Here is a 22,464-nt window from a genome sequence, read left to right on the forward strand (position 1 = left end):
CCGCGGGGACGCGGGACGCTCGGCCGGGCCAGCCGGCCGCACCGGCGGCCACCCAGGGCGCTCCGGCAGGCGTTCCGGCCGTCCGAGCGGGGACCCAGGCCGCTCTGGCGTGCGTTCTGGCCGTCCGGGCGGGGGCGCGGGCCGCTCCGGCGGACGCGGGAGCCGCTCGAACGGGCGCGCCGACGGCTTCGGCGGATGCAGCGGCCGCTCGGCCGGGCCAACCGACCGCTTCCGCAGGCGCCCAAGCCGCTCCGGCGGGCAACCAGGCCGCTCGGGTGGGCGTCCTGGCCGCCCGAGCGGGGGCGCGGGCCGCGTCGGCGGACGCGGCCGCTCGGACGGGCCAGCCGATCGCTTCGGCGGGCGCGCGGGCCGCTTCGGCGGGCGCGTCGGCCGCTCGGACGGGCCAGCCGATCGCTTCGGCGGACGCGCGGGCCGCTTCGGTGGGCGCGCGGGCCGCTTCGGCGGGCGCGTGGGCCGCCCCGGCGGACGGCCCGACGGCTCACGCGGGGGCGCCGGCCGCGTCGGCGGACGCGGCCGCTCGGACGGGCCAGCCGATCGCTTCGGCGGGCGCGCGGGCCGCCAGGGCGGGCGTTCCGGCCGTGCGGGTGGGGGTGTTCGTCCTCGCCGTCGCGATGGGGCTCGTCGGCTGTGGCGCGGGCGGTGGTGGCGGCTCGCCGGCCGTCTCCGCGGGGTCCGTGCAGCGGGCCTCGGGGGAGTACCGGGACGGGCATCTGGTGTTCAGCGTGCTCGCGCTGCGTTGCGGGCTCACCGCCGTCGCCGGGACGCACAGCGAGGCGCAGCCCGACGGGCAGTTCTGCACGGCCCGGCTGCGGGTGCGCAACGCCGACCCGGCCTTCCACACCTATGTGGCCGACGCGCAGCGCCTGGTGAGCGCGGACGGCACCCGCGCGCGGCCCGACTCCTTCGCCATGGCGGTGCGCCGCCAGCACGAGCGGGTGGAGATCGGCGGGCACGACCTCATCGAGATCGAGCTGTGGTACGACGTGCCGAAGCGGGCGCGGGTGACCGGGATGCGGGTGTCCGGCGACCGGGACCCGGACGGCTACCTCAGCGGCGCGACCGTCCGGCACGCCCCGGACGGCGTGTTCGTGCCCATGACGCCGGTCACCGGGCCGTGAGCGGCCGCCCCTTCGGGCCGAGCGGCTACTTCAGGCCGATCGACGCGCACGCGCTCGCGTACTTGCCCGTGCAGATCTCCGCCGGCTTGTAGATGCCGTCCTTGACGACGGTGGCCTTGATGTTGCTCTTCGTCAGCGCGACGACGCTGACGAGCTGGGCCGGGATGTCCTTCCGCGTGGGGCTGTCGACGGTGTCGGAGGCGAGGGCGTCGAACTGGATGTCCTTGCCCTGGACCTTGGCGACGGCCATCTCCGCGGCGGCCTCGGCCTCGTCCGGGTAGGGCTTGTACACGCTCATGTACTGGTCGCCGGCCACGATCCGCTGCACGGCGTCGAGTTCGGCGTCCTGGCCCGTGATGGGCGGCAGGTCGGTGACGCCGGCCGCCTTGAAGGCCTTGATGATGCCGCCGACCATCGCGTCGTTGGCGGAGTAGACGCCGTCGATCTTCTTGGCGCCGAGCTTGGCGATCGCCTCGGCCATGTTGGCCTGGGCGTTCTTCGGGTCCCAGTCCTTGGTGTCGTAGGACTCGGCGATGGTCACCTTGCCGTTGAGCTCGCTGAGCGCGCCCTGCTTGAACTGGCCCGCGTTCGGGTCGGTCGGCGAGCCGTTCATCATCACGATCCGGTCGGACATGCCGGCCTTCTCGCCGAGCGCGTCCAGCAGGGAGCGGCCCTGCACCTCGCCGACCAGTTCGTTGTCGAAGGAGACGTAGGCCTCGATCGGGCCTTCGGCGAGGCGGTCGTAGGCGATGACCGGGATGCCGGCGTCCTTGGCCTTCTGCACCTCGCCGGCGATGGCGTGCGAGTCGACCGCGTCCAGCAGGATGACGTCGACCTTGTCGTCGATCATCTTCTGCATCTGGGCCGCCTGCTTCGAGGCGTCCTGCTCGGCGTTGGCGTACTCGACCTTGCCCTGGTTGTGGGTGAGGGAGGCGACCTTCGCGGCGATGATGGGGTGGTCGAACTTCTCGTACCGGGAGTTCACCTTCTCCGGCAGGAGCAGACCCACGGTGAGGTCGTCGCCCTTCGTGGGGCTCGCGGTGCCGCCGCCGCCCGTCGCGTTCAGCATGCTGCAGCCGGCGAGCGCGAGGATCATCGAGGATGCGGCCACGGATATGGCGATACGACGCATGCGGGGGCTCACTTCAGGTGCGGTACGAAACGCGGGTGCAGCGGCACGACCCACGTGACTGAAAAGCCAACGCGGGGGCGCCACCCTGCGTCAAGACCGGACACCTAACGAGATGACAACATCACGCTCCGCTCAGCCCGTGAAGGCCCGGAGAACTCCGGCGTATTCGCCGCCAAACACCCTTTACCGGTCCTTCACCGAAGGCCACCGACCTTCACGTACGGGCACGAACGAGCGGACGTTTTCGGCCAGGGACGAACCACGGTCACCTGTGCCGCTGTTGCGAAGTGGTGACGAAGCGCCTGTTGATCACTCGTGGAGGCGGGGTGAAGATAGGTGCACCGCGCACAGACCGGGGGTGGGTACGACCGGGGTGACTGACGCGGGTCCTTCGCTCTTCGCCTCGCCGCCGGGTTCACCGCGCCGTGCCGTGAACCCTCGTCCTTTCCTGGGGGAGTCCATGTCCGCTCGCCTCGCCGCCCGCCGTCTGCACACGGCCGCAGCGACCGCCGTGGTGCTGACCGTCGCCGGTGCCGCCTTCCTGCCCGCCGTCGCCGGCGCCGCCGAGCAGCAGCCCGTCGGCAAGCCGCTGACGATGACGCTCGGCAAGCCCGCGCCCGACGCGCCGCTCAGCCGCGGCGGGGCGACCGCGTCGATGACGCTGACGGTCAGCAACTCCTCCGACGAGCCGCAGGACTTCTCCGCCTGGCTGCTCGGCAAGGCCGACGGCCCGGCGCCCATCCAGACCGACTCCGTCGTCTTCGACGTCACCGCGCTGGACGCCCCCGCGACCAAGGCCTCCGTGGGCCGGCAGGACGGCGGCTGGCAGGGCCTGTTCTACCCGTCCTCCGGCAAGCTCGGCGACGGCTTCTCCGTCCCCGCCAAGGGCGCCCTCACCTGGAAGGTGACCGTCGGCCTCGGCAAGGCCTACCCCACCAACGACGGCGACCTCACCCTGCAGGCGAGCCCCCTCACCGGCTTCGAGCGGATCGACGCGGACAAGTCCCGCAACACCGCGGTGTTCAAGTCCGACCCGCAGATCAAGCCCGGCAAGCTCACCACCTCCTGGAACTGGGACCGCAAGGTCGCCCGCCCCGGCCAGTGGGCCGGCGTGACCCTGAACACCACCGCCACCGGCCCCGGCGAGTTCCCCGCCGAGCTGCGCCGCCGCATCACCGCCCACACCCTCTACGACACCGGCGAGCACGACTTCGTGCTGGAGGCCGAGGTGGGCGGCAAGCGGGTGCGTCTGCAGCAGGCCGAGGGCGACACCTGGGACCTGCCGCCCCTCCCCAAGGGCTTCGGCTCCTCCTCGGGCACCGCCTCCGTCAAGCTGTTCCTGAGCCTGGGCGACCACTCCGACCTGGAGGCGGACAGCGTCGTCCACCTCAAGGCCGTCTACTCCATGGGCGCCACCTACGACTTCGCCGAGTCCGACACCGAGGTCGAGGCCGGCCCGGTGCGCACCACGCCGAAGCCGCCGACCACGCCGCCGGCCGGCACCGGCTCCCCGAGCGCCTCCCCGTCGCAGTCGGCCTCCCCCAGCCCGACCGGCACGCCGTCCGCCACCGCGAGCGTCACGGCGACCGTCGCGGCCGGCACCACCGGCGGTTCCGGCACCGGGACGACCACCACGACCGCCACCGGTTCGCTGGCGTCCACCGGCTCCGGCTCCAGCGGGCTGCTCGCCGCGGCCGCCGCCGCGCTCGTCGCCCTCGGCGGCGCCGCCGCCTACGCCGGAGCCCGCCGCCGGCGCACGGTCCGCGGCTGACCGCCCACAACATGTGCGAAGGGGCCCGGAGGCAATCGCCTCCGGGCCCCTTCGCGGTCACCCACGCTAGTCCTTGGCCTTCTTCGGCCGCCACACCACCAGCGCGCTGGTCTGCTGGACCTCCTGGTACGGGACCAGGTCACGCCGGTAGGAGGCGTGCACGGCGGCCTCGCGCTGCTGCATCGCCGCCGCCGCGCCCTCCAGGGCCGCCTGCAGCTCCGCGACACGGGACTGCAACGCGGCGACCTGGTTCTCCAGTTCGATGATGCGCTTGATGCCGGCCAGGTTGATGCCCTCGTCCTGCGACAACTGCTGCACCTGGCGGAGCAGTTCGATGTCGCGGGCCGAGTAGCGCCGGCCCCGTCCCGCGGTGCGGTCCGGGGAGACCAGGCCCAGACGGTCGTACTGGCGCAGCGTCTGCGGGTGGAGACCGGAGAGCTGGGCCGCCACCGAGATGACGTAGACCGGGGTGTCCTCGGTCAGTTCATACGGCCCACGAAAATTGTCACCGTGTCGACGGCCGTCCATCCCACTCAAGCTCCCTTCGCGGCCTCGAACAGCTCCGCCCGCGGATCTTCTCCCGCGGTCGCCTCGCGATACGCCTCGAGCGCGTCACGAGCCTTCCCCGACAGGTCCTTGGGAACACTCACCTCGACGGTGACCAGCAGGTCGCCGCGGGTGCCGTCCTTGCGGACCGCGCCCTTGCCGCGGGCGCGCATGGTGCGGCCGTTGGGCGTGCCGGGCGGCAGCTTCAGCGTGACCGGCGGGCCGCCCAGGGTGGGCACCCTGACCTCCCCGCCGAGCGCCGCCTCCGCGAACGTCACCGGCACGGTCACCGTCAGGTTGTCGCCCTTGCGGCCGAACACGGGGTGCTCGCCGACGTGCACGACGACGTACAGGTCGCCGGCCGGTCCGCCGCGCTCGCCGGGCGCGCCCTTGCCGCGCAGCCGGATCCGCTGCCCGTCGGACACCCCGGCGGGGATGCGGACCTGCATGGTGCGGGAGGACTTGGCGCGGCCGCTGCCGTGGCAGACCTCGCAGGGGTTCTCCGCGATGAGGCCCCGGCCCTTGCAGTCGGGGCACGGGTCGGTCAGGGAGAAGCCGCCGCCGGAGCCGCGCGCCACCTGGCCGGTGCCCACACAGGTCGGGCACACCCGCGGCGTGCCGTTCTTGTCGCCGGTGCCGGAGCAGGCCTTGCAGGGCGCCTGCGACGACATCCGCAGCGGGACCGTCGCGCCCTCGATGGCCTCGGTGAAGCTGAGCGTGACCTCGGACTCGATGTCCTGGCCGCGCCGCGGCTGGGTCCGCGTCCCCGCGGCACCGCCCCGGTTGAACAGGCCCCCGAAGACGTCACCGATTCCGCCGCCGAAGCCTCCGCCCTGGGCGGTGCCCCCGAAGAGGTCGCCCAGGTCGAAGTTGAAGGAGCCGCCGCCCGCGCCCGGCCCCGGCCGGAAGCCGCCGTTGCCGAACAGGGCGCGGGCCTCGTCGTACTCCTTGCGCTTCTTGGGGTCGCCGAGCACGTCGTTCGCCTCGGAGATCTCCTTGAAGCGCTCCTCGGCCTTGGCGTTGCCCTTGTTGGCGTCCGGGTGGAACTCGCGGGCGAGCTTCCGGTACGCCTTCTTGATCTCGGCCTCGGTGGCGTCCTTGGGGACGCCGAGGACCTTGTAGTAGTCCTTCTCGATGAAGTCCTTGGTGCTCATCCCCGACGTCCCTCCTTCCCCTCAGTGTGTCCGACGTCAGCCCTCGTCCGGGCCACCGTTCTCCTTGTCGTCGGCCGCCTTGTCCTCGGCGCCCTCCGCCTTCGCGCCCTGCGCGCCGGGCTGCGGCTCGGCGACGGCCACCCGAGCGGGGCGGACCGTGCGCTCACCGATGCGGTACCCGGGCTGCAGGATGGCCACGCAGGTCGTCTCGGTGACGTCCGGCGCGTAGGAGTGCATCAGGGCCTCGTGGATGGTCGGGTCGAAGGGCTCGCCCTCCTTGCCGAACTGCTGCAGGCCCATCTTCGCCACGACGGTCTCCAGCGACTCGGCGACCGACTTGAAGCCGCCGACCAGCTCGCCGTGCTCCCGCGCGCGCCCGATGTCGTCGAGCACGGGCAGCAGTTCGGTCAGGAGGTTCGCGATGGCGACCTCCTTGACGGCGACCCGGTCCCGCTCGACCCGGCGGCGGTAGTTCTGGTACTCGGCCTGGAGGCGCTGGAGGTCCGCCGTGCGCTCGCCGAGCGCGGTGCGCACCTGGTCCAGCTGGGCCACCAGACCCGCGTTGTCGTTACCGTCCCCGGCCGGGGCCGCCCCCTCCTCGGAGGCGGCCTTCGGCTCGGCGTCGTCAGGGGCGGCGCCGGAGGGGACGTCGGGCTTCTCCTCGAAGCCCGGGGTCTCCTCCGTCATTACGCGGCACCGTCCTTGCGCTCGTCGTCCACGATCTCGGCGTCCACGACGTCGTCGTCGGCCTTGGCCTGGTCACCGGCGGAGGCGCCGCCCGCGGCCTGGGCGCCCTGGGCGTCGGCGTACAGCGCCTGGCCCAGCTTCTGGGACACGGCCGCGACCTTCTCCGTGGCGGAGCGGATCTCGGCGGTGTCCTCGCCCTTGAGCTTCTCCTTCAGCTCGGCGACCGCTTCCTCGACCTCGGTCTTGACCTCGCCGGGGACCTTGTCCTCGTTGTCCTTGAGGAACTTCTCCGTCTGGTAGACCAGCTGCTCGCCCTGGTTGCGGGCCTCGGCGGCCTCGCGGCGCTTGTGGTCCTCCTCCGCGTAGCGCTCGGCCTCCTCGCGCATGCGGTCGACCTCGTCCTTCGGCAGCGAGGAGCCGCCGGTGACGGTCATCTTCTGCTCCTTGCCCGTGCCCAGGTCCTTCGCGGTCACGTGCATGATGCCGTTGGCGTCGATGTCGAAGGAGACCTCGATCTGCGGGACGCCGCGCGGCGCCGGCGGCAGACCGGTCAGCTCGAACATGCCGAGCTTCTTGTTGTAGGCCGCGATCTCGCGCTCGCCCTGGTAGACCTGGATCTGCACCGACGGCTGGTTGTCCTCGGCCGTGGTGAAGATCTCCGAGCGCTTGGTCGGGATCGTGGTGTTGCGCTCGATCAGCTTGGTCATGATGCCGCCCTTGGTCTCGATACCGAGGGACAGCGGGGTGACGTCCAGCAGCAGGACGTCCTTGACCTCACCCTTGAGCACACCGGCCTGGAGGGACGCGCCGATGGCGACGACCTCGTCCGGGTTCACGCCCTTGTTGGCCTCCTTGCCGCCGGTCAGCTCCTTGACGAGCTCGGCGACGGCGGGCATGCGGGTGGAGCCACCGACGAGGACGACGTGGTCGATCTCGTTGATGGAGATGCCGGCGTCCTTGATGACGTTGTGGAACGGCGTCTTGCAGCGCTCCAGCAGGTCGGCCGTCAGCTGCTGGAACTGAGCCCGGGTGAGCTTCTCGTCCAGGTGCAGCGGGCCCTCGGCGGACGCGGTGATGTACGGCAGGTTGATCGAGGTCTCCGTGGAGGAGGACAGCTCGATCTTGGCCTTCTCGGCAGCCTCGCGCAGACGCTGCAGGGCCATCTTGTCCTTGGACAGGTCCACGCCGTGACCGGACTGGAACTGCTTGACCAGGTAGTCGACGATGCGCTGGTCCCAGTCGTCACCACCGAGGTGGTTGTCACCGTTGGTGGCCTTCACCTCGACGACGCCGTCGCCGATCTCCAGCAGGGACACGTCGAAGGTGCCGCCACCGAGGTCGAAGACGAGGATCGTCTGGTCGTCCTTGTCGAGGCCGTAGGCCAGCGCGGCGGCAGTCGGCTCGTTGACGATGCGCAGGACGTTCAGACCGGCGATCTCACCGGCCTCCTTCGTCGCCTGGCGCTCGGAGTCGTTGAAGTAGGCCGGGACGGTGATGACCGCGTCGGTCACCTTCTCGCCCAGGTAGGCCTCGGCGTCCCGCTTCAGCTTCTGCAGGATGAACGCGGAGATCTGCTGCGGGTTGAAGTCCTTGCCGTCGAGCTGGATCTTCCAGTCGGTGCCCATGTGGCGCTTGACCGAACGGATCGTCCGGTCCACGTTGGTGACGGCCTGGCGCTTGGCCACCTCACCGACGAGCACCTCGCCGTTCTTCGCGAAGGCGACGACGGACGGCGTGGTCCTGGCGCCCTCGGCGTTGGTGATGACGGTGGGCTCGCCGCCCTCGAGGACCGAGACCACCGAGTTCGTCGTGCCCAGGTCGATGCCGACCGCACGTGCCATTGCGATTCCTCCAGCTGACTTGAGTGGAACAGGCTCAAGTGTGCCTGACGCTCACCGCTGGGTCAACAGACCTGAGTCAGTCAGACTCAACTCTTATCCGTTCCTTACACGCAACGGCGCTCTGACCTGCGACGATGGCGGCCGACGGGGTGGTTGAACCCCAGGAATCGGTGGACGCCGCACCGGCTGAGGGGACTGCCGGGGCGTCCGCGCGGGCCGCGCCACGGTCTCCACAGGCCGGCGCCGCGGCGCGTACACGGGCACCCGCAGCAGCGCCAGTACGACGAGCAGCGCGCCCCCCGCGACCCACAGCGCGGCGCTCGGGCGGGCCCAGCCGGCATGCACCAGCACCCCGACGAGTACCCCGCCGCCGGCGGCCACGCCCAGGATCACGGTCGTGCCCTGCCCGGTGAGCCCGAGCCGCCGCAGCCGGTGCCCGAGGTGGTCGGGACCGCCGCGCAGCAGTGGCCGTCCGGCCAGCCGCCGCGAGAGGGCGACAAGGGCGACGTCGGCGGCGCCGAGCGCGACCAGCGGGCCGAGCACGGCGGCGGTGCCGGCCAGGTCGTAACCCGAACGGGTCAGCACGGCCGCCGAGGCCAGCAGGAAGCCGGTGAACAGCGAGCCGCAGGCGCCGAGCCCGGTGCGCGCGGGCGGCCAGCCGTGCATGAGGAAGCCGGTCAGCGCGGCCGCGAGCACGCTCAGCAGCACCGCGAGCCCGTCCATCACCTCCGCCGCCGCGCACGCCGCCGCCCCGAAGGCGGTGAGCACGCCCACGGTCCCGGCGATGCCGTCGGCGTGGTCGAGTGAGCGGAAGGCGAGTGTGGCGGCGGCGACGAAGGCGACGGCCAGCATCCCGCCCGGGACGCCGGTCTCGTCGTAGGGCACGACGAAGGCGGCCGCCACGGCCGTCCCCAGCAGCAGGAACCGCGTCTTGAGCCGCCAGACGTCGGCAGCCAGGCCGAGCGCGGCGACCGCGGCGCCCGCGATCAGCACCCGATCGACCCCGTCGCCGAGCGGCGCGAGCCGGGTCCAGTTGCCGGCCGCGGCGACCAGGCAGGTGGCGAGCGCGACGGCGGCCCCGCCGAGCAGCGGCACCGGCCGCGTGCGCCGGCGCCGGTCGACGAGCCCCAGGCGCAGGGCGGGCGTCCGGAGCGCTCCCGCGAGCAGGGCGGTGAGCAGCAGGGCGGCGGTGGCAGCGGCGATCCCGTAGAGCACGGATATAAGTTAGAGGTGAATGTACCAATTTGGTACGAATAACACGATCAGTTTGTGACCCGGGTTCCGAAAGCGCTGAGGCAACCCTCAGCGACGCAGATCACCGAACGGCGGGCTGCATTGCATCGGAAGATAGGGGTAGTCTCAGACGGACTGGATAAGTTACCGCTTAGTAATGTCGCTCGCCCAAGTACTCGCCCAGTACGAGGCCGCCTCAGGAGCCCCCAATGCAACTCGCCGCGATCATCGTGTCGCTGGTCCTGATCGTGGTCGGCGTGGCACTGTTCGGCCGCGCCCTCCTCCAGATCTTCAACCAACTGCGGATGGGCCAGCCGGTACCGGCCGGAACGCGCACCGACAACCCCGCGCAGCGCACCCTCACCGTGGTCCGGGAGTTCCTCGGCCACACGAGGATGAACCGCTGGGGCGTCATCGGCATCGCGCACTGGTTCGTCGCCGTGGGCTTCTTCACCCTCCTGCTGACGATCGTCAACGCCATCGGCCAGCTGTTCCAGGCGGACTGGATCCTTCCGGTCATCGGCGACTGGGCCCCGTACAACGTCTACGTCGAGTTCATCGGCACCATGACGGTCGTCGGCATCCTCGCCCTGATCGTCATCCGCCAGCTCAGCCACCCGCGCAAGCCGGGCCGCAAGTCCCGCTTCGCCGGCTCCAACTTCGGGCAGGCGTACTTCGTCGAGGCCGTCATCCTCATCGTCGGCGTCTGCATCTTCATGCTGCACGCCCTCGAAGGCGCCCAGCACCACGTCGAGGGCTACGAGGCCTCGTTCTTCATCTCCTACCCGGTCGTCAAGGCGCTGGCGGGTCTGAGCGTCTCCACGCTGCAGAACCTCACCTACTTCTTCGCCGGCCTGAAGATCGCGACCTCCTTCATCTGGATGATCACGGTCGCCCTCAAGACCGACATGGGCGTGGCCTGGCACCGCTTCCTGGCGTTCCCGAACATCTTCTTCAAGCGCAACGCCACCGGTGAGACCTCCCTCGGCGCCCTGCTGCCGATGACCTCCGGCGGCAAGCCGATCAACTTCGAGGACCCGGGCGAGGACGACGTCTTCGGCGTCTCCCAGATCGAGCACTTCTCCTGGAAGGGCCTGCTCGACTTCTCCACCTGCACCGAGTGCGGCCGCTGCCAGTCGCAGTGCCCCGCCTGGAACACGGGCAAGCCGCTCTCCCCGAAGCTGCTGATCATGTCGCTGCGCGACCACGCCCACGCCAAGGCGCCCTACCTGCTCGCGGGCGGCGGCAAGACCATGGAGGGCGAGGAGAAGGCCTCCGAGGAGCAGCTGAAGAACGTCCCCGCCGCGGCCCTGGCCGAAGCCGAGCGGCCGCTGATCGGCACCGCCGAGGAGAACGGCGTCATCGACCCGGACGTCCTGTGGTCCTGCACCACCTGCGGCGCCTGCGTCGAGCAGTGCCCGGTGGACATCGAGCACGTCGACCACATCGTCGACATGCGCCGCTACCAGGTCATGATCGAGTCCGCGTTCCCGTCCGAGGCGGGCACGATGCTCAAGAACCTGGAGAAGAAGGGCAACCCCTGGGGCCTGGCCAAGAAGCAGCGCCTGGAGTGGACCAAGGAGGTCGACTTCGAGGTCCCGGTCGTCGGCAAGGACATCGAGGACCTGACCGAGGTCGAGTACCTGTACTGGGTCGGCTGCGCCGGCGCCCTGGAGGACCGCGCCAAGAAGACCACCAAGGCCTTCGCCGAGCTGCTGCACATCGCGGGCGTCAAGTTCGCGATCATGGGCGGCGACGAGAAGTGCACCGGTGACTCCGCCCGCCGCCTGGGCAACGAGCCCCTGTTCCAGGAGCTCGGCATGGAGAACGTGATGGCCCTGAACACGGCGTTCGGCGAGGAGCTGGACGACGAGGGCAAGGTCGTGCCGGAGTCCGCGAAGCCGAAGTCGGCGAAGAAGATCGTCGCCACCTGCCCGCACTGCCTCAACACGATCGGCAACGAGTACCCGCAGCTCGGCGGCGACTACGAGGTCATCCACCACACCCAGCTGCTGCAGCACCTGGTGGACGAGGGCAAGCTGATCCCGGTCACCCCGGTCGAGGGCATCATCACCTACCACGACCCGTGCTACCTGGGCCGCCACAACAAGATCTACACGCCCCCGCGCGAGATCATCGGCAAGGTCCCCGGCCTGCGCAACGAGGAGATGCACCGCCACAAGGAGCGCGGTTTCTGCTGCGGCGCCGGCGGCGCGCGCATGTGGATGGAAGAGCGCATCGGCAAGCGCATCAACAACGAGCGCGTCGACGAGGCCCTGTCCGTCAACCCGGACATCGTCTCCACCGCCTGCCCGTTCTGCCTGGTCATGCTGACCGACTCGGTCAACGGCAAGAAGAACGACGGCAAGGCCAAGGAGTCCATCCAGGTCGTGGACGTCGCCCAGCTGCTCCTCGACTCCGTCAAGACCCCGGTCGACCCGGCGGGCGAGGCGGAGGCGGAGAGCGAGCCGGAGCCGGAACCGGTGAAGTGACACCCCGGTGAGGTGACACCCGGTGAGGTGACCACCGGCCCGTGAAGCCCGACGGCGCCCCCTGACCCGCACAGGCAGGGGGCGCCGTCGTCTGTCTGTCGCCGGGTGTTCCCGGCGTTCCCGGGTGTTCCCGGGTGTTCCCTGGCGTTCCCGGGTCTCCCGCCGGTCAGGCGCTCTTCGGGGCCGCCTGCTGGACCACCTCGAAGGACCACAGGGTGGAGCCGGAGGCCGCGGGCCTGGGGCGCTCGCCCTCTCCGCCGCCCTGGTGGGCGGCCTTCATCGGGCCCTCCATCCACGCCTGGAAGGACTCCTCGTCCCGCCAGCGGGTGTAGACCAGGTACTGGTCGGTGCCCTCGACGGGGCGCAGCAGCTCGAACCACTCGAAGCCGTCGGAGTTCTCCACGGCGTGGGCCCGCGAGGCGAACCGCTTCTCCAGGACTTCCCGCTGCTCGGCGGGAACGGTCAGCACATTGATCTTGACGACGCTCATGCCCCCATCCTCGCCCACGGCTGCCGACGGGGCCCGCCGCGGGGCCCCCGCTCCGGGGCCGCCCCCGAAGGCTGTCCTCCCGCCTCGAACACGTGCATGATTGCAGGGTTGTTGTCCGCGGGGTGGGTGAGGTGAGCGGTGCACGTGCGCCACGTACGAAGACGAGTGCTGCGTACGGCGGCCACCGGCGGTCTGCTCCTGCTCGCCGCCGCCTGCGACGTGGCGCCCGAGGCGGAGCACCCCCCGGCCCGCGTGGCCCAGGCCCCCGCCGTTCTGCCGGTCCCGCACGGCACCGGCAGCAAGATCCCCGACGACTTCAACGGCGACGGCCACCGCGACCTGATCCTCAACGACCTCGCCAAGACACGGGCGCACACCGACGACCCCGGCATCGGCATCGTCTACGGCAGCCCGCGCGGACTCGTGCCGGGCGCCCACCAGCTGCTCGCCCCGCGCACCCACGCGGCCCGCGCCGGCGGCGAACTGCCGGCGCTGTTCGAGGCGGAGGCCTCCTGCGACCTCGACGGCGACGGCTTCACCGATCTCGTCGTCTCCACCGACCCGCCCTACGACGGCCAGGGACGGCCGCCGGTGCCGCTGCAGCTCCTGTTCGGCTCGCCGTCGGGCCTGACCGGCCGGGGCGTCCAGCTCACCGTCCCCGACCGCGCCCGGGAGGGCGACGACTGGCCCGACCAGCCGGTGTGCGGCGACTTCGACGGCGACGGGCGGGCCGACCTGGTGCTGCACGCCACCGGCGGCAAGCTGAGCTATCTGCGCGGCCCCTTCACCCGGGCGGGCGCCCCCCGCGCGGCCGCCGCGCCGATCCCGTCCCCCGGCAACCTGCCCACCGGCCCCGCCGCCGACGTCGACCGCGACGGCTACGACGACCTCCTCATCCGTACGGCGGAACGGTCCGGGACCACCGCGCTCGTGCTCGGCGGCCCCGACGGCCCCACCCGCACCGGCGCCGTGCTGCCCGCCGGCATCGACGTGGCCCTCGGCCGCTTCGGCCGCGGCAAGGCGCTGGACGCGGCGGTCGGCACGATGGGCGGCACGGCCCTGCGCTACGACCTGCCGGACGCCGCCCGCGCCACGCTGGACTCCCCCGGCTCGGTGCTCGACGCCGCCGACTTCGACGGCGACGGCCTGAGCGAGCTGGTCTCCAGCGGCTCCCGGCTGAAGCTCTTCCGGGGCGGCGCGTCCGGCCTGTCGGCACGGGAGACGGTGACGGTGGCGCCCGTGACGCACGGCACGTCCCGCGTCGTGACCGCCGCCGACTTCGACGGGGACGGCCGGGCCGACCTCGTCGTACGCACCTACCGCGACGAGACACAGGACACGGTCACGGTGTATCCCGGGGCGCGCGAGGGACTGGTGGCGCGGCGGCCGGCGGTGAGCTTCACGACACGGGTGTTCCTGACGGCGCCGTAGGACGGACGGACCGGGCCGGGTCCTGGTCGGAGGGTGACCGGCGAGCCGGGTGGAGGGTTGAGCGGACGCCCCCGAAAGCTCCCCGAACCCGCCGCTGTTGACCCCCTAGGGGATGTCACAGCTCGGCAGCAAACCCCCGCCGGGGACTCGGCCGTGGGCACGTCACTCAGCGGAACCAGGTACGTTCGATGACGTGGCTGGATTCAGGATCGGACGCGGCGGCCGGGACGGCCGTGCCCCGCAATCGCGACCGCAACACCCCCCGTACGGACAGCAGGCGCCGCAGGGACCGTCGTACGGCTACCCGCAGGCGTACCCACCGGGCGGGGCGTACCCCCCGGGCGGCGGCGGTGGCCCGGCCTCGCCATGGCCGCAGGCCGGCGGGCACCCGCCGCAGGGCGAGCCGGAGTACTTCGGCGGCGACCCCGGCTACGGGCCCGGCCCGGCCGACCCGTACGCGGCGGGCCAGCCCGGTCACACCCAGGCCTTCTCCATCGACGAGCAGGCGCGCTACGACGAGGACTACAGCCAGGGCGGCACCTACCAGGCCGGCGCGGCGGTCCCGGCCGGCCCGATCGGCCCGCGGCTGCACTGGAAGGACCTGCTGAAGGGGATCGTGCTGTCCCCGAACCAGACCTTCCTGCAGATGCGGGACTACGCGATGTGGGGCCCGGCCCTCATCGTGACGTTCCTCTACGGCCTGCTCGCCGTCTTCGGCTTCGACGGGGCCCGGCAGGACGCGATCAGCGCCACGCTCTCCAACGCCATCCCGATCGTCCTGACGACGGCCGTGGCCATGGTGATCTCGTCCTTCGTGCTGGGCGCGGTCACCCACACGCTGGCCCGCCAGCTCGGCGGCGACGGCGCCTGGCAGCCGACGGTCGGCCTGTCCATGCTGATCATGGCCCTGACGGACGCGCCGCGTCTGGTGGTGGCGATGTTCGCGGGCGGCGACGCGTCGTTCGTGCAGGTGCTGGGCTGGGCGACGTGGATCGCGGGCGGTGCGCTGCTGACACTGATGGTGAGCCGCTCCCACGACCTGCCGTGGCCGAAGGCACTGGGCGCGTCGGCGATCCAGCTGATCGCCCTGCTGTCGATCGTGAAACTGGGCACGTTCTGACCACCCGCCCACCGCACGCCAAAGGCCCCCGGCATCCCCCCGGGGGCCTCAACGTCCCGCCGCCCGACTCAGGCGTCGAGCACCTGGCCCGCCCGTCCTCACCAGCGGGCCTGCAACACACTTGGCCCGTGACCCTCAATTCCGGCGGCGCGGCGATCGACCCCTGGGCCCTTCTCCTGGAGACGGACTGGAGCAGCGTCGAACATTGCTGCCCCGACACAGCCCCGTCGACCCCTGTCATTCTGGCCAGGCTGCTGGATGACGACGAGGACGTCCAGCGCATCGCCGTGCACGACCTCGGTCAGGCCGTGACCCACCAGAACAGCATCTACGGCGCCACCGCCCCGGCCGCGCGCTTCGTCGTCGCCGTCCTCGGCCACCCGCGAACGATGACCTCGGGGGTCTACTTCCACGACGAGCGCCGTCGGCCCATGCGCGCGGCACTCCTGCAATGGCTGGGTGACCTCGCCGACGACGCGACCTACGACGCAGACGGTCCTGGCGAACCCGACGACGTCGCCGCGGTGCGTGCCGTCCTCCCCCTGATCTACGAGGCGGCGCGGCCCTACCTTGCCGACGCGGACCTCCTGATCCGGGAAGCCGCGGTACACGCGGCAGCGATGACGCTCGCCGCGCCCGACCTGGCCGTACACATCCCGGAGATCGTGCCGCTGGTCCGCAGCACGCTGAGCACCAGCGATCACCGGGTTTATCGACATCTCGCCGAGCGGTGCCTGGTGACGTGGGGTGTGGAGCCCGGCCCCCTGCCAGGCCCGCGGACGTCGGGTTCCGAACCGACGGACGGCCCCTGGGCGGGCGGCCATTCCGACGACCCGCCCTTCTGAAACCGGCGATCGGCGGAATCACAGTGGTTTTCAAGACCGTGGACGGATCGACTCTCCCAAGACGTCGAGTGCGCCCACGGCCGTGTGGAAATGAGCCGAACCGCGACGCAACCGTTCTCCCGCACACCACCAGGACACTTGCCCCTCTGCGTCCTCCCTTGGATGCATGCCCAGGCCATGCTCGGGACACAGGGGCCACGCCTGCCACAGAAGCTCCGTGACGGTCTCCTGTGCAGCATCGGCGACGCTCGCCAGCGCAAAGGCGAGGCTGTCTCGCGAGTTCGAGTCCAGGTGATTTCCGTGCCACTCGCCGTTGGCCATGGCGACGTAGACGTTCTCCGGCTCATCCGCATCGTAGGGCGGAAGGGCCAGCAGTTGCAGGGGTTCCAGCTGGGGAAGCGTCGCCGCCAGGTCCCGGTTCAGAAGGGCGAGAGCCTGGTCCCACACCGGGTACTCGCCCGGCGAGACGCGGCGAGGCTCGGGAGGGTCGAAAAGAGCGCACATGAGCACCATCGTCCGCCACACCAGGGGCAGCCTCAATTGCTCAACAGCGCCGCCTTCCGCAAAGACCGCGTGCGGCGGCTGACATCAGCGGCTGACACCAACAAGCGCGAACAGCAGCGCTCGGCGGCGGACCTCAGCGCCTGCAAGCGGTGCGTCTAACGGCGGGGTCCCCAAACAGACGCTGGGTGGTGCCCCACTTCGTGAAGTGCGGCACGACCCAGTTCACACGATCACGAAGCGCTTGATCCAGCGCTTCTTTGTTCTCCTCGGGCGCTTCCCCCGACCAGCTCAGGCGTCGAGCACCTGGCCCGCTCGCTTCACCACGGGCGGTTCGACGCTCCAGGGGAAGTTGATCCAGTCGTCGGTGCGCTTCCAGACGTACTCGCACTTCACGAGGGACTGCGACTTCTCGTAGATGACCGCGGAGCGGACCTCGGCGACGTGGTCGAGGCAGAAGTCGTGGACCAGCTTGAGCGTCTTGCCGGTGTCGGCGACGTCGTCCGCGATCAGCACCTTCTTGTCGGTGAAGTCGATCGCGTTCGGGACCGGGGAGAGCATGACCGGCATCTCCAGGGTGGTCCCCACGCCGGTGTAGAACTCCACGTTCACCAGGTGGATGTTCTTGCAGTCCAGGGCGTAGGCGAGGCCGCCCGCGACGAAGACGCCACCGCGGGCGATGGAGAGCACGATGTCGGGCTGGTAGCCGTCGTCGGCGATGGCCTGCGCGAGCTCGCGCACGGCCGTACCGAACCGCTCGTAGGTCAGATTCTCGCGTACGTCACTCATGCTCGCGCTCACACCTGCGTCCGATGGAAGTTGATGTAGGACCGGGAGGCGGTGGGGCCGCGCTGCCCCTGGTAGCGCGATCCGTACCGCTCGGCACCGTAGGGGAACTCGGCCGGCGAGCTGAGCCGGAACATGCACAGCTGGCCGATCTTCATGCCCGGCCACAGCTTGATCGGCAGTGTGGCGAGGTTGGACAGCTCCAGCGTGACGTGCCCGGAGAAGCCGGGGTCGATGAACCCGGCGGTCGAGTGGGTGACGAGCCCGAGCCGCCCGAGGGAGCTCTTCCCCTCCAGGCGGGAGGCGATGTCGTCCGGGAGGGTGATCACCTCGTACGTGCTGGCCAGCACGAACTCACCGGGGTGCAGGATGAACGGCTCGTCGCCCTCCGGCTCCACCAGCCGGGTCAGGTCGGCCTGCTCGACGGAGGGGTCGATGTGCGGGTACCGGTGGTTCTCGAACACCCGGAAGTAGCGGTCCAGCCGGACGTCGATGCTCGACGGCTGCACCATGTCTGCGTCGTAGGGATCGATGCGGACCCGCCCGGCATCGATCTCGGCCCGGATGTCCTTGTCTGAGAGAAGCACGCCCCGAGGATACGCAAGGCGTGCGGAGCCCCCACAATCGCGACGGCCCCGCACGCCGGTGATGACCTTGGCGGGCCTTGGCAGGCCCCGGTGAACCCTGCCCGCTACCGCTTCCCGACGAGGGTGACCGGCACCGCGCTGCGGAGCCTGGCGCACCGGGGGCACCGGACGAGCCGTCCGGGGCCGAGGCGCTCGGCCTGCTGCATCGGGAACGAAGCGGTGGTGAACACGTGCCCATCGGCACAACGGACGACGGTGCGCTCCATCAAGTCCTGAAGTCCCTTCCCCAAAGAGCCGCGCCGGGCTGGACTGCCCTGACGACGGGGCCCCACATTACGGGACGAAAGGGGCGCCCCTCCAGGCGGCACTCCGACCTCGCGCAGCCCCTCTGCGACCCCTCCACGGTACGCCCCAACTCCGGTCCCCCGCAGCCGCATCCCCCACCCTCCGGAACGCACGGAGGCCCCCGTCCTTGAACACCGGGGGCCTGGGATGAGGTACAGTGGGCGACGGTTCCGACACCACCCGAGCGGGGGCGTCGGTGACTTACGCGGGTGTAGTTTAATGGTAGAACATCAGCTTCCCAAGCTGAGAGCGCGAGTTCGATTCTCGTCACCCGCTCCACAGAAAACCCCCAGGTCGACGACCCGGGGGTTTTGTCGTCGGTGAGGGTCTTCACGTCGCGAATCTTCGCGTCGCGCCTGGACCTCACCGTCTCCTTCTCCCTTACTGTCGTGCTCATGCCTCATGGGTGGCCGACGAGTCGAGGGACGACATGACCGACGATGAACTGATCGCGGTGATCAGGACGCAGACGCCCGCCGGACATCTCACACCGGTCGCCACGCCCTCCGTCGTCGCCGCCGTCGAGGCGGAGGTCGGTCATCCGATGCCCCCCTTCCTCCGCAGGCTCTATACGGAGGTCTCCGACGGCGGTTTCGGCATCGACGGCTGGGAGTGCGCCTCACTGAGCCCGCATCCCGACCACGACTTCTGCGACGCCGAGGACATCCTCGAGCTCTACCTCGGTTTCACGACTCCCACCGACGACCCGGACGACGAGACCGTCCCGCCGGGCGTCGTCCCCCTCATGGACCGCGGCTGCGCGATGTGGACCCTCGTCGACTTCCGCACACCCGACGGCCGCGTCTGGGTCTGGGACGGCAACGAGTGCTGCCGCAGGCTCTTTCCCACCACCTTCACGTCGGTCCGCGAGTACTTCGCCGAAGGTGTCGCGGGCCGGCTGGACGGCCCCAGCCCGCTGGACAGCCAGTTGGTACGGGAGCCCTGCGGGCACTGACGACGCGGCAGTCACTGGCGGTTCGGTGCCGGCGGCCGCGTAGCATCGGCGGCCGTGACGGACGCGCGGGGAGAGCTCGGCTGGTTGCAGCGGTGGTACGCGGCTCAGTGCGACGGTGACTGGGAGCACGGGTGGGGTGTTCGCATCGCGACGCTCGACAATCCCGGCTGGACCGTTGCCATCGACCTCGCGGAGACGTCCCTGGCCGGTCGTCCCTACCCGCCCGCCGACTTCCGGCGCAGCGACTCCGACTGGGTCGTGACGAAGGTGTCGGACATGGTCTTCCGCGCGGCGTGCGGGCCGCTCAACCTCGAGGAAGCGCTGCGGCTGTTCCGGGAGTGGGCCACCTCGGCGGATCGGGAATCCTGACCGCCTGCCGTTCGCGGCGGAGGCACCGCTCCCGCGGAGCGGAACGCGGTGCCAGGAAAACTGTTCTCGCCGGGGCATATCTTCGGGGGGTCGCGGCGTTAGGGTTGCCGTGCTCGGCCATTGGTGTCGAGGTTTCGGAGCGGGCGTACCGCGCCCGCCCCGGGTTTCCGCCCTGCCCCCGGAACGAAGGTGTCATGACCGCCGAGAACGCCCCCGTCGCCGACAACCTCGACGACGACGACTACCCCGCCTACACCATGGGCCGGGCCGCGGACGTACTCGGCACCACCCCCGCCTTCCTCCGGGCCGTCGGCGAGACCGGCCTCATCACGCCGCTGCGCTCGGACGGCGGCCACCGCCGGTACTCCCGGCGCCAGTTGCGCGTCGCCGCCCGCGCCCGGGAACTGGTCGACCAGGGCACTCCCGTCGAGGCCGCCTGCCGCATCGTCTCCCTCGAGGACCAGCTCGACGACGCCCTGCGCGCGAACCGGGAATTGCGCCGGAAGCTCGACGGGCGCGGCTCGGATAGCTAGTCCCGCCGTTACAGAAATGCGGATTCCGACGGCATCAGAATCGCCGGGTGATCCACTCTGCTCATGGCGGTTTCCGCAGGGCCTGTGTTAGCGTGAGAGCAGTTGCAGTTCTGATTACCGGAGATTTACTTCTTCACCGAGCTTTCCGGGACTCCCGGAGGGGTGATCACAGCGGCGACTCGGCACCGCAAAGTGCGGTGTCCGGCACTGCCCTCCAAGGGAGATTCAATATGGCATCTGGCACCGTGAAGTGGTTCAACGCGGAAAAGGGCTTCGGCTTCATCGAGCAGGACGGCGGCGGCGCTGACGTGTTCGCCCACTACTCGAACATCGCCACCCAGGGCTTCCGCGAGCTTCAGGAAGGCCAGAAGGTTACCTTCGACGTCACTCAGGGCCAGAAGGGCCCGCAGGCCGAGAACATCGTTCCCGCCTGACTCTGACGCGAACCGGCGCGGCCATCGCGAGTCGGTGGCTCGCGCCTCGTCGCATCATGGGACTGGGGCCCGCGCTCTTGGGGTGCGGGCCCCAGCTCATTGTGTTGTCTCGTTCCGGTGCCCCCGTGCTTCCGGGGTTCGGGATCCTCGGTCTTCCAGGATCCCCAGACTTTCAGGATCCGCCGGTTTCCCATGTCTTCCGGTTTTCCCGGATCACCGGCCCGTTTCGGCTCGTACGCCTTGAAACGCGCCCCCTCTTGTTTTTTCTTCGGCTCATTCTTGCGAATCCTCGAACGGTCGTCACCGTCGGACGGAATTCCTCGATACGCCGCATCGAGGAAGGTTCCCCATGAACCGCACCCGCAGCCGTTTCCGTACGCAGGGAACGGGCCGCCAGGTCCCCCGTTCGGGTGGCGGACGAAAGAGTGGTCAGGGCGGACGCCCCGCCCCGCGCCGGCAGCAGGAGTTCGCTCTGCCGGTCACCCTCACCGAGCCGCTGCCCGCGGTCGAGACGTTCGCCGCGATGGACATGCCCGCCCGCCTGCTGACCGCGCTCGCCGACGAGGGCGTGACCGTGCCCTTCCCGATCCAGGCGGCCACACTGCCGAACGCGCTGGCCGGCCGGGACGTCCTGGGACGCGGCCGGACCGGCTCGGGCAAGACGCTCGCCTTCGGTCTGCCGCTGCTGGCCCGGCTCGACGGGCAGCGCGCCCAGCCCGGGCAGCCGCTGGCCCTCGTCCTCGTCCCCACCCGGGAACTGGCGCAGCAGGTCACCGACGCGCTCACCCCCTACGCCCGCGCCCTGCGGCTGCGGCTCGCCACCGTCGTCGGCGGCATGGCGATCGGCCGGCAGACGAACGCGCTGCGCGGTGGCGCCGAGGTCGTCGTCGCGACGCCCGGCCGTCTCAAGGACCTCATCGAGCGGCGTGCCTGCCGGCTGGACCAGGTCGCCGTCACCGTGCTCGACGAAGCCGACCAGATGGCCGACATGGGGTTCATGCCCCAGGTCACCGCGCTGCTCGACCAGGTCCCCGCGCGCGGCCAGCGGCTGCTGTTCTCGGCGACCCTGGACCGCAACATCGACCTGCTGGTGCGCCGCTACCTGCACGACCCCGTCGTGCACTCGGTCGACCCGTCCGCCGGAGCCGTCACCACGATGGAGCACCACCTGCTGCACGTGCGCGACGGCGACAAGGACACCACGGTCGCGGAGATCGCCGCGCGTGACGGCCGCGTGATCATGTTCCTGGACACCAAGCACGCGGCGGACCGCCTGGCCAAGCGTCTGCTGTCCGTCGGCGTGCGGGCCTCGGCGCTGCACGGCGGCAAGTCCCAGTCGCAGCGCAACCGGACCCTCGCCCAGTTCAAGGACGGCCAGGTCACGGCCCTCGTGGCCACCAACGTCGCCGCCCGCGGCATCCACGTCTCGGGCCTCGACCTCGTCGTCAACGTCGATCCCCCCGGTGACCACAAGGACTACCTGCACCGCGGCGGCCGTACGGCACGCGCCGGTGAGTCCGGCACGGTCGTCACCCTCGTCCTGCCGCACGAGCGGCGCGCCGTGGACCGTCTCATGACCGACGCCGGCATCGCTCCCCGGACGGCCCAAATCCGCCCGGGCGAGGACGAGCTGCAGCGCATCACCGGCGCCCGCACCCCGTCCGGCATCCCCGTCGTCCTCAGCCCGCCGGCCGAGGTCCGGCCCGAGGGCAGCGGCTCCACCGGCCGGCGCCGGGGCCGTAGCGGTGGCCGTGGTACGACCGGGCGGGCCGCCGGCCGCAGCGGGAGCGGCAGCGGCAGCGGACAGGCCACCGGACGTGGCGGCAGTGGCCAGACCACCGGACGTGGCGGCAGTGGCCAGACCACCGGTCGCGGCGGCAGTGGCCAGACCACCGGACGCGGCGGGAGCGGGCGGGCCGCCGGTGCCGGACGCCGGTCCGCGTCCGGCACCACCCTCTAGGCGCCGCCCTCCAGGCACCACCCTTCTGGCCGCCACCCGCCAGACGTCGTCCTCCAGGCACCGCCCTCCAGGCACCGCCTCAGGACGCCGCCCCGTCCGCCCGCCCAGCCCTG

Annotated in this window: 21 protein-coding genes and 1 tRNA gene; 12 read left to right on the forward strand and 10 right to left on the reverse strand. The window is 71.0% G+C overall.

All coding sequences use genetic code 11. The features are described 5' to 3' along the window. Positions 1–605 precede the first annotated feature (605 nt). Positions 606–1,139, forward strand: coding sequence for a hypothetical protein (locus tag ACF1AL_RS23005; protein ID WP_391827155.1), 534 nt, complete (start codon positions 606–608; stop codon positions 1,137–1,139). Between the two features lie 25 nt (positions 1,140–1,164). Here the strand turns inward: ACF1AL_RS23005 and ACF1AL_RS23010 are convergent, their stop codons facing one another. Then, positions 1,165–2,271 (reverse strand): substrate-binding domain-containing protein, encoded by a 1,107-nt coding sequence (locus ACF1AL_RS23010; RefSeq protein WP_366835390.1) that lies wholly within the window; start codon positions 2,269–2,271, stop codon positions 1,165–1,167. A 460-nt stretch (positions 2,272–2,731) separates the two neighbouring features. Here ACF1AL_RS23010 and ACF1AL_RS23015 point away from each other — a divergent pair, with 460 nt between their 5' ends. Then, positions 2,732–4,042, forward strand: a complete 1,311-nt coding sequence (locus tag ACF1AL_RS23015; protein WP_391827157.1) for a hypothetical protein — start codon at positions 2,732–2,734, stop codon at positions 4,040–4,042. A gap of 66 nt (positions 4,043–4,108) precedes the next feature. Here the strand turns inward: ACF1AL_RS23015 and ACF1AL_RS23020 are convergent, their stop codons facing one another. The 5 genes from ACF1AL_RS23020 to ACF1AL_RS23040 form a co-directional block, all read right to left on the reverse strand. After that, positions 4,109–4,570 (reverse strand): heat shock protein transcriptional repressor HspR, encoded by a 462-nt coding sequence (locus tag ACF1AL_RS23020; protein WP_366835388.1) that lies wholly within the window; start codon positions 4,568–4,570, stop codon positions 4,109–4,111. Positions 4,571–4,575: 5 nt separating this feature from the next. Beyond that, positions 4,576–5,742, reverse strand: coding sequence for a molecular chaperone DnaJ (gene dnaJ / locus ACF1AL_RS23025; RefSeq protein WP_384201683.1), 1,167 nt, complete (start codon positions 5,740–5,742; stop codon positions 4,576–4,578). 36 nt (positions 5,743–5,778) lie between these two features. Continuing rightward, positions 5,779–6,429, reverse strand: a complete 651-nt coding sequence (gene grpE, locus ACF1AL_RS23030) for a nucleotide exchange factor GrpE (RefSeq protein WP_366835386.1) — start codon at positions 6,427–6,429, stop codon at positions 5,779–5,781. Further along, positions 6,429–8,270: a molecular chaperone DnaK gene (dnaK, locus tag ACF1AL_RS23035; RefSeq protein WP_366835385.1), complete on the reverse strand. Its 1,842-nt coding sequence runs from the start codon at positions 8,268–8,270 to the stop codon at positions 6,429–6,431. Before dnaK ends, grpE begins: the two co-directional genes overlap by 1 nt. A 93-nt stretch (positions 8,271–8,363) precedes the next feature. Then, positions 8,364–9,485 carry an MraY family glycosyltransferase gene (locus tag ACF1AL_RS23040; protein ID WP_391827159.1) on the reverse strand — a complete coding sequence of 374 codons (1,122 nt, stop codon included), beginning with the start codon at positions 9,483–9,485 and terminating at the stop codon, positions 8,364–8,366. 227 nt (positions 9,486–9,712) lie between these two features. Between ACF1AL_RS23040 and ACF1AL_RS23045 the strand changes: the two genes are divergently transcribed. Continuing rightward, positions 9,713–11,995, forward strand: coding sequence for a (Fe-S)-binding protein (locus ACF1AL_RS23045; protein ID WP_384201677.1), 2,283 nt, complete (start codon positions 9,713–9,715; stop codon positions 11,993–11,995). A 166-nt stretch (positions 11,996–12,161) separates the two neighbouring features. Here the strand turns inward: ACF1AL_RS23045 and ACF1AL_RS23050 are convergent, their stop codons facing one another. After that, entirely contained in the window at positions 12,162–12,485 is a 324-nt protein-coding gene (locus ACF1AL_RS23050; RefSeq protein ID WP_366835382.1) for an antibiotic biosynthesis monooxygenase, read from the reverse strand. A gap of 144 nt (positions 12,486–12,629) precedes the next feature. On the opposite strand from ACF1AL_RS23050, the gene ACF1AL_RS23055 reads away from it, so the two are divergent. From ACF1AL_RS23055 to ACF1AL_RS23065, 3 genes are all read left to right on the forward strand, one after another. Beyond that, the gene (locus ACF1AL_RS23055; RefSeq protein WP_391827161.1) at positions 12,630–13,916 is read left to right on the forward strand and encodes an FG-GAP repeat domain-containing protein; all 1,287 of its coding nucleotides are present in this window, start codon (positions 12,630–12,632) and stop codon (positions 13,914–13,916) included. Between the two features lie 112 nt (positions 13,917–14,028). Then, positions 14,029–15,036 (forward strand): Yip1 family protein, encoded by a 1,008-nt coding sequence (locus ACF1AL_RS23060; protein WP_384201671.1) that lies wholly within the window; start codon positions 14,029–14,031, stop codon positions 15,034–15,036. A gap of 128 nt (positions 15,037–15,164) precedes the next feature. Next, a complete protein-coding gene (locus tag ACF1AL_RS23065) occupies positions 15,165–15,881 on the forward strand; it encodes a hypothetical protein (RefSeq protein ID WP_391827163.1) in 717 nt (238 codons plus the stop codon). Positions 15,882–15,911: 30 nt separating this feature from the next. Here the strand turns inward: ACF1AL_RS23065 and ACF1AL_RS23070 are convergent, their stop codons facing one another. From ACF1AL_RS23070 to dcd, 3 genes are all read right to left on the reverse strand, one after another. Further along, positions 15,912–16,385, reverse strand: coding sequence for a hypothetical protein (locus ACF1AL_RS23070; protein WP_391820721.1), 474 nt, complete (start codon positions 16,383–16,385; stop codon positions 15,912–15,914). A 288-nt stretch (positions 16,386–16,673) separates the two neighbouring features. Then, positions 16,674–17,171, reverse strand: a complete 498-nt coding sequence (locus ACF1AL_RS23075) for a phosphoribosyltransferase (protein WP_384201662.1) — start codon at positions 17,169–17,171, stop codon at positions 16,674–16,676. 8 nt (positions 17,172–17,179) lie between these two features. After that, positions 17,180–17,755, reverse strand: coding sequence for a dCTP deaminase (dcd, locus tag ACF1AL_RS23080; protein WP_366835376.1), 576 nt, complete (start codon positions 17,753–17,755; stop codon positions 17,180–17,182). Between the two features lie 550 nt (positions 17,756–18,305). Here dcd and ACF1AL_RS23085 point away from each other — a divergent pair. The 6 genes from ACF1AL_RS23085 (at position 18,306) to ACF1AL_RS23110 (ending at position 22,351) form a co-directional block, all read left to right on the forward strand. Beyond that, positions 18,306–18,379 (forward strand) — tRNA-Gly (locus ACF1AL_RS23085). A gap of 151 nt (positions 18,380–18,530) precedes the next feature. Continuing rightward, on the forward strand, positions 18,531–19,055 hold the full coding sequence (locus ACF1AL_RS23090; RefSeq protein ID WP_391827165.1) for an SMI1/KNR4 family protein: 525 nt from the start codon (positions 18,531–18,533) through the stop codon (positions 19,053–19,055). 54 nt (positions 19,056–19,109) lie between these two features. Then, entirely contained in the window at positions 19,110–19,424 is a 315-nt protein-coding gene (locus tag ACF1AL_RS23095) for an immunity 53 family protein (protein WP_391701296.1), read from the forward strand. Between the two features lie 194 nt (positions 19,425–19,618). Next, a complete protein-coding gene (locus ACF1AL_RS23100) occupies positions 19,619–19,957 on the forward strand; it encodes a MerR family transcriptional regulator (RefSeq protein WP_391827167.1) in 339 nt (112 codons plus the stop codon). Positions 19,958–20,187: 230 nt separating this feature from the next. After that, positions 20,188–20,391, forward strand: a complete 204-nt coding sequence (locus ACF1AL_RS23105; RefSeq protein WP_069779708.1) for a cold-shock protein — start codon at positions 20,188–20,190, stop codon at positions 20,389–20,391. A gap of 349 nt (positions 20,392–20,740) precedes the next feature. Next, positions 20,741–22,351 carry a DEAD/DEAH box helicase gene (locus ACF1AL_RS23110; RefSeq protein WP_391827169.1) on the forward strand — a complete coding sequence of 537 codons (1,611 nt, stop codon included), beginning with the start codon at positions 20,741–20,743 and terminating at the stop codon, positions 22,349–22,351. Positions 22,352–22,464 lie beyond the last annotated feature (113 nt).

Source organism: Streptomyces sp. NPDC014801 (assembly GCF_043082085.1).
In the GTDB taxonomy this organism is placed as follows: domain Bacteria; phylum Actinomycetota; class Actinomycetes; order Streptomycetales; family Streptomycetaceae; genus Streptomyces.

Bases quoted from the DNA above. Each gene is read 5' to 3' on its own strand.
- ACF1AL_RS23010 (WP_366835390.1), bottom strand. From the start codon at position 2,271: ATGCGTCGTATCGCCATATCCGTGGCCGCATCCTCGATGATCCTCGCG.
- ACF1AL_RS23015 (WP_391827157.1), top strand. From the start codon at position 2,732: ATGTCCGCTCGCCTCGCCGCCCGCCGTCTGCACACGGCCGCAGCGACC.
- ACF1AL_RS23020 (WP_366835388.1), bottom strand. From the start codon at position 4,570: ATGGACGGCCGTCGACACGGTGACAATTTTCGTGGGCCGTATGAACTG.
- dnaJ (WP_384201683.1), bottom strand. From the start codon at position 5,742: ATGAGCACCAAGGACTTCATCGAGAAGGACTACTACAAGGTCCTCGGC.
- grpE (WP_366835386.1), bottom strand. From the start codon at position 6,429: ATGACGGAGGAGACCCCGGGCTTCGAGGAGAAGCCCGACGTCCCCTCC.
- dnaK (WP_366835385.1), bottom strand. From the start codon at position 8,270: ATGGCACGTGCGGTCGGCATCGACCTGGGCACGACGAACTCGGTGGTC.
- ACF1AL_RS23045 (WP_384201677.1), top strand. From the start codon at position 9,713: ATGCAACTCGCCGCGATCATCGTGTCGCTGGTCCTGATCGTGGTCGGC.
- ACF1AL_RS23050 (WP_366835382.1), bottom strand. From the start codon at position 12,485: ATGAGCGTCGTCAAGATCAATGTGCTGACCGTTCCCGCCGAGCAGCGG.
- ACF1AL_RS23060 (WP_384201671.1), top strand. From the start codon at position 14,029: ATGTCACAGCTCGGCAGCAAACCCCCGCCGGGGACTCGGCCGTGGGCA.
- ACF1AL_RS23070 (WP_391820721.1), bottom strand. From the start codon at position 16,385: ATGTGCGCTCTTTTCGACCCTCCCGAGCCTCGCCGCGTCTCGCCGGGC.
- ACF1AL_RS23075 (WP_384201662.1), bottom strand. From the start codon at position 17,171: ATGAGTGACGTACGCGAGAATCTGACCTACGAGCGGTTCGGTACGGCC.
- ACF1AL_RS23090 (WP_391827165.1), top strand. From the start codon at position 18,531: ATGACCGACGATGAACTGATCGCGGTGATCAGGACGCAGACGCCCGCC.
- ACF1AL_RS23100 (WP_391827167.1), top strand. From the start codon at position 19,619: ATGACCGCCGAGAACGCCCCCGTCGCCGACAACCTCGACGACGACGAC.
- ACF1AL_RS23105 (WP_069779708.1), top strand. From the start codon at position 20,188: ATGGCATCTGGCACCGTGAAGTGGTTCAACGCGGAAAAGGGCTTCGGC.
- ACF1AL_RS23110 (WP_391827169.1), top strand. From the start codon at position 20,741: ATGAACCGCACCCGCAGCCGTTTCCGTACGCAGGGAACGGGCCGCCAG.